At 62.1% G+C, this 4,850-nt stretch carries 5 protein-coding genes and 2 pseudogenes; 5 read left to right on the top strand and 2 right to left on the bottom strand.

The genetic code is table 11. The features are described from left to right. A pseudogene (locus EN925_RS40885) lies at nucleotides 1–141 on the top strand (FAD-dependent monooxygenase); the annotation flags it as partial. Here the strand turns inward: EN925_RS40885 and EN925_RS23685 are convergent. Then, a complete protein-coding gene (locus EN925_RS23685) occupies nucleotides 89–835 on the bottom strand; it encodes a glutathione S-transferase family protein (RefSeq protein WP_027160572.1) in 747 nt (248 codons plus the stop codon). The pseudogene EN925_RS40885 and the gene EN925_RS23685 sit on opposite strands and share 53 nt — an antisense overlap. 99 nt (nucleotides 836–934) lie before the next feature. On the opposite strand from EN925_RS23685, the gene EN925_RS23680 reads away from it, so the two are divergent. The 3 genes from EN925_RS23680 (at nucleotide 935) to ilvC (ending at nucleotide 3,344) form a co-directional block, all read left to right on the top strand. Continuing rightward, on the top strand, nucleotides 935–1,393 hold the full coding sequence (locus tag EN925_RS23680) for a MarR family winged helix-turn-helix transcriptional regulator (RefSeq protein WP_064993769.1): 459 nt from the start codon (nucleotides 935–937) through the stop codon (nucleotides 1,391–1,393). A 117-nt stretch (nucleotides 1,394–1,510) separates the two neighbouring features. Continuing rightward, on the top strand, nucleotides 1,511–2,224 hold the full coding sequence (locus tag EN925_RS23675; protein WP_244514306.1) for a TetR/AcrR family transcriptional regulator: 714 nt from the start codon (nucleotides 1,511–1,513) through the stop codon (nucleotides 2,222–2,224). A 100-nt stretch (nucleotides 2,225–2,324) separates the two neighbouring features. Then, nucleotides 2,325–3,344 carry a ketol-acid reductoisomerase gene (ilvC, locus tag EN925_RS23670; protein ID WP_013531065.1) on the top strand — a complete coding sequence of 340 codons (1,020 nt, stop codon included), beginning with the start codon at nucleotides 2,325–2,327 and terminating at the stop codon, nucleotides 3,342–3,344. 107 nt (nucleotides 3,345–3,451) lie between these two features. Here ilvC and EN925_RS23665 read toward each other — a convergent pair whose 3' ends face one another. Then, nucleotides 3,452–4,018: a BA14K family protein gene (locus EN925_RS23665; RefSeq protein WP_013531066.1), complete on the bottom strand. Its 567-nt coding sequence runs from the start codon at nucleotides 4,016–4,018 to the stop codon at nucleotides 3,452–3,454. A 189-nt stretch (nucleotides 4,019–4,207) separates the two neighbouring features. Between EN925_RS23665 and EN925_RS23660 the strand changes: the two are divergent. Then, nucleotides 4,208–4,850: pseudogene (locus tag EN925_RS23660) on the top strand (endonuclease); the annotation flags it as partial.

Here is a 4,850-nt window from a genome sequence, read left to right as displayed (position 1 = left end):
CGCGACAGGCTTGTGGCGAGGGTGGCAAAAATCCCGCCGGCGCCGCAGTTTCTCGCCTCGATGGTGGCCGGCACCGTAATCGATCCGTTCAAGCGGATAGGACTGGTCGAAGCGCGGTGGCCGGATCGTTTTGGCCAATGAGGCTCGAAAGGTACGATCCCTTTGCCCGCAGGAAGGTATGCAGGCGCTGTGGGTAGTCCGGCGCCACGGCTTGCCTGATCGACGGGCGTTCACTCAAAGCCTGGCGCCAGGCGCGGACGAGGGGCTTACGGTCAAGAATGCCGAAATCACCGATCCGGTCGAAGACATCGAGATAGCGGAAGACCGGACCGTAAACGGCGTCGACCAGCGAAAAGTGCTTGCTGGCGAACCAGGGGCCGCCAGGCTCGTCCGCCAGCTCGGCTTCGAGACGGTCGAACATGGCGGACAGCGCGCTGGATTCGTCAAGGAAGCCGGCCTCGGTCGATGTTGAATAGAACCGGCCGATGGCATTGAGGGTTGCCGAACCGAACTCGATCCAGGCGCGATGCCGGGCGCGGGCATAGGGATCGGCAGGGTGGAGGGGATTGGCCTGCGTCTCTTCGAGGAATTCGAGGATGACGGCCGATTCGAAGATCACCGTTTCCTCGCCATTTCGCTGCACGCGCAGCAGCGGCACCTTGCCGAGCGGCGAGATCGCCTTGAACCAGTCCGGCTTGTTGGCGAGGTCGATATCGACGCGTTCGAACGGCACGCCCTTTTCGGTGAGCGAAATCGCGGCGCGCTGCACATAGGGGCAGAGGTGATGGCTGACGAGAATGAGCTTGTCGGCGCGTTTGCAGATTTCGTGTTTCATCGGATTGGCTTTCCCTGATTAATGCAATTGCATCTATGTAGATGCATATGCATTGATCGTCAAGCTTGATGCAATTGCATCTATCGTCTAAGGTGCGCCATGACCGAGAAAGCCGCGCCTTCGCCCGAAGCCATCAAGGCCTGGGCTCGCCTGATGCGCGTATCGCGCCAGTTGATGGAGAGCGCCGAAGAGGCGTTGAAGGCCGCCGGTCTGCCCCCACTTGCCTGGTACGACGTGCTGCATGAACTCGCCGAGGCGGGCGAGGGCGGGCTGCGGCCGTTCCAGCTCATCGAGCACACGCTGTTCGCGCAATACAACATTTCGCGCCTGCTGACCCGGCTCGAGGCCGATGGGCTCGTCGAGAAACTGCCGGTGGCCGATGACGGCCGTGGCCAGACCATCCGCATCGCGGCCAAGGGGCGAGAGACACGCCGCCAGATGTGGGCTGTCTACGGACGCTCGATCGCCGAACTGGTTGGCGCCAAACTGTCGGCGGATGAGCTGACCATGGTCTCGGCACTGCTTGGACGGTTGCGCCATCCGCCAGCCAGCGATTAAGCGAGCCTGTCGCGCCAGCGCCTGTCCATTTTGCAGATATTTTGCTCTCGTCCTCTTGCGCACGGCCTCGGATCGCGCAATATGCAGAACCGTAACGTACGGTACGGCTTATCGGGAATGCCGACCTTTCGAGAGAAGAGCGTGTTGCACATCGTGCCTGACATCGACACCAGCGAAGCGCTGACAGAGCGGCAGAAGGCCGTGCTCGACGCGGCGTTGCGGCTGCTGGTCGAAGAGGGCGACCAGCTGACCATGACCGCCGTGGCGCGCCGCGCCAGCTGTTCCAAGGAAACGCTCTACAAATGGTTCGGCGACCGCGACGGGCTGCTGACGGCGACGGTGCAATGGCAGGCCTCTAAAGTGCGGGTGGCACCGGTCGACCGCAAGGGGCTCGATCTTGCCTCGCTGACCGCGAGCCTCGAGCGCTTCGCCTCGGATTGGCTCAAGGTGATTTCCAGCGACACGTCGATCGCGCTCAATCGGGTGGCGGTCAGCCATGCGGGCTCCGGCAAGGACAATCTCGGCGCCGTGGTGCTGGAGAACGGCCGCTTCGCATTGGCCAAGCGGCTGAAGCCGGTGCTCGAGGCCGGCCGACGGACCGGGCTTTTGGATTTCGCGGATGCCGAGACGGCGTTCCGCACCTTTTTCGGGCTGGTCGCCCGCGATGTGCAGATCCGTCTGCTGCTCGGCGACCGGCTGGAATTGACTGAGGCGGCGATCGGCGGCGATGCCGCGCGGGCGACGCAGCAGTTTCTCGCTCTTCATGGAGCAACAACCGGCCGCAAGGCCCTAGAGCCGGATGATTTCAGGTCAAGTCGACCTGAAATCTGAATCCGTCTCTAAATCAAGAAGATAGAGCATGATGTCGTCCGAAAACCGCTTCACACTTTTCGGCATCATGCTCTGATTTATAAACGGGAAGGAAGACAAAATGCGCGTCTATTACGATCGTGATGCCGATCTCAATCTGATCAAGGGCAAGAAGGTCGCCATCATCGGCTATGGCAGCCAGGGCAGGGCGCATGCGCTCAACCTCAAGGATTCCGGCGCCAAGGAGATCGCCATCGGCCTCAAGGCCGGCTCGGCAACCGCCAAGAAGGTCGAGGCCGACGGTCTCAAGGTGATGAGCGTGGCGGACGCGGCCAAATGGGCCGACCTGATGATGATGGCAACGCCGGACGAACTGCAGGCCGACATCTACAAGAACGAGATCGCCCCGAACATCCGCGATGGTGCCGCGATCGCCTTCGCGCACGGCCTCAACGTGCATTTCGGCCTGATCGAGCCGAAGTCGACGGTCGACGTCGTCATGATCGCGCCGAAGGGTCCCGGCCACACGGTGCGCGGCGAATACCAGAAGGGCGGCGGCGTGCCGTGCCTGGTCGCCGTCAACCAGGATGCCTCGGGCAATGCGCTCGACCTGGCACTGTCCTACGCCTGCGGCGTCGGCGGCGGCCGTTCGGGCATCATCGAGACCAATTTCCGCGAGGAATGCGAGACCGATCTGTTCGGCGAGCAGGTCGTGCTGTGCGGCGGCTTGGTCGAGCTGATCCGGGCCGGTTTCGAGACGCTGGTGGAAGCCGGCTACGCGCCTGAGATGGCCTATTTCGAGTGCCTCCACGAGGTCAAGCTGATCGTCGACCTGATCTATGAAGGCGGCATCGCCAACATGAACTACTCGATTTCGAACACCGCCGAATGGGGCGAATATGTCTCGGGTCCGCGCATCATCACCGCCGAGACCAAGGCCGAGATGAAGCGCGTGCTGAAGGACATCCAGACCGGCAAATTCACCTCGGAGTGGATGCAGGAGTACCGCGCCGGCATGTCCCGCTTCAAGGGCATCCGCCGCAACAATGACAGCCACCAGATCGAGGAAGTCGGCGCCAAGCTGCGCGCGATGATGCCGTGGATTTCCAAAAACAAGCTGGTCGACAAGGCGAAGAACTGAGCGAAATCCACAAGCGCTCGAAAATAGCAGCTTCCATGAACAAGAAACGGCGCCACGTGGCGCCGTTTTTTCATTCTGTCGGTCAGCTCAGCTACAGGGCCAGCCCATCAATAGGGTGAGTAGCACTGCTGGCGCGGGCCGTTGTAGGGCTGGAACGTGTTGTCGTAGGCCCGGTACGACCGGTAGCGGTTGTAGCACCATTGGACATGGGCGCTCGAAAGCCGTCCCGCGCGGTAGTAGCGGCGCGGCGCCGGCCGGTCATAGTAGTCGTAGTTGTTGTACATGCTGCCGAGGCCAAGCCCCAGGCCAAGGCCCAGGATCGCGGCACTCGCGCCATCATCGTAGTAACGGCCGCCGCGATAGTGATGGCGACCATGGCGCCAACGCCAGTTGTCTCCACCATTCCAGTGACCGCCGCCGCCGTGCCAGTGCCGACGGCCGCCGTCCCAATTGCCCGACCGGCGCCATCTCCAATTGTCGTTGTTGAACTGACGGTTGTTGTTGCCGCCCGCCCAGCTGTCGCGGACCGGCGTGACATTCGGCGCCGCGGTGCTGGTGGGAATCGACAGGTCCGGTTGCATGATCGGGCCGGCGGCGGACGGTGCCGTGACGCCGGAGAGGATACCCAGGGCTAGCAGCCCCGATTTGACCGTGGAAGAAAAGAGCGAATTCATTGCACTCTCCAAGAGTTACAGGCCCCACGCCCACCCGAGGAATGGGGCAACAATGGATGTTTGCATCTGAACGGCGGATGAACGGAAAGGTTCCGTCAACCATGACGCGAACGCACCCAGGACCAATCGATCTCAGATGGTGGTCCTGCGCGCTTGTTTTCCGAAGCACTTGCGGGCAAAGGTCATGGCATGTCGCTGCGCCTTGCCACCTTCAATGTCGAGAACCTGATGAACAGGTTCGATTATTCCGGCTATCGCAACCAGCTCAACGAGGATCGAACGCTGGCGCTGTTCGATATCCAGAGCGAGGCGGAATACAGGATGCTGGAGCAGGCCCGCGCCATCGCCCAATCCGACGACACGCGCCAGCTGACGGCGCTGGCAATCGCTGCCACCCGGGCCGACATCATCTGCATGCAGGAGGTCGACAACATCGAGGCGCTGAAGGCCTTCGAATATGGCTATCTGTTCAAGATGGTGGGGCAGGGCTACCGGCAGAAATACACCACATCGGGCAATGATTCACGCGGCATCGACGTTGCCGTGATGATGCGCAATGAGACCGCCCAGGGCCAGCCGATCGAATTCGTGCGCATGACCAGCCACGCCTATGTCACCTACGAGCAGTTCGGGCTGCACACGCCGGAACTCGAGGCACTGGGCAATCAGGCCAATGAGCGCATTTTCCGGCGCGACTGCCTGGAGATCGACGTCACCGTGGGCGGCGTGCCGCTGACGCTCTATCTCGTGCATTTCAAGTCGATGGGTTCGCCGCGCAACGGGCTCGACGGGCGCGAGGCGACGATGCCGGTGCGCATCGCGGAGGCGCAGG

Source organism: Mesorhizobium sp. M7A.F.Ca.US.006.04.2.1, from assembly GCF_004022915.1.
GTDB classification, from domain to species: Bacteria; Pseudomonadota; Alphaproteobacteria; order Rhizobiales; family Rhizobiaceae; genus Mesorhizobium; species Mesorhizobium ciceri.
This window is presented reverse-complemented; position numbering and strand designations above follow the sequence as displayed.

Excerpts from the sequence above, each read along its gene's own strand:
- ilvC (WP_013531065.1), top strand. The coding sequence starts at position 2,325 with ATGCGCGTCTATTACGATCGTGATGCCGATCTCAATCTGATCAAGGGC.
- EN925_RS23685 (WP_027160572.1), bottom strand. The coding sequence starts at position 835 with ATGAAACACGAAATCTGCAAACGCGCCGACAAGCTCATTCTCGTCAGC.
- EN925_RS23665 (WP_013531066.1), bottom strand. The coding sequence starts at position 4,018 with ATGAATTCGCTCTTTTCTTCCACGGTCAAATCGGGGCTGCTAGCCCTG.
- EN925_RS23680 (WP_064993769.1), top strand. The coding sequence starts at position 935 with ATGACCGAGAAAGCCGCGCCTTCGCCCGAAGCCATCAAGGCCTGGGCT.
- EN925_RS23675 (WP_244514306.1), top strand. The coding sequence starts at position 1,511 with ATGCCGACCTTTCGAGAGAAGAGCGTGTTGCACATCGTGCCTGACATC.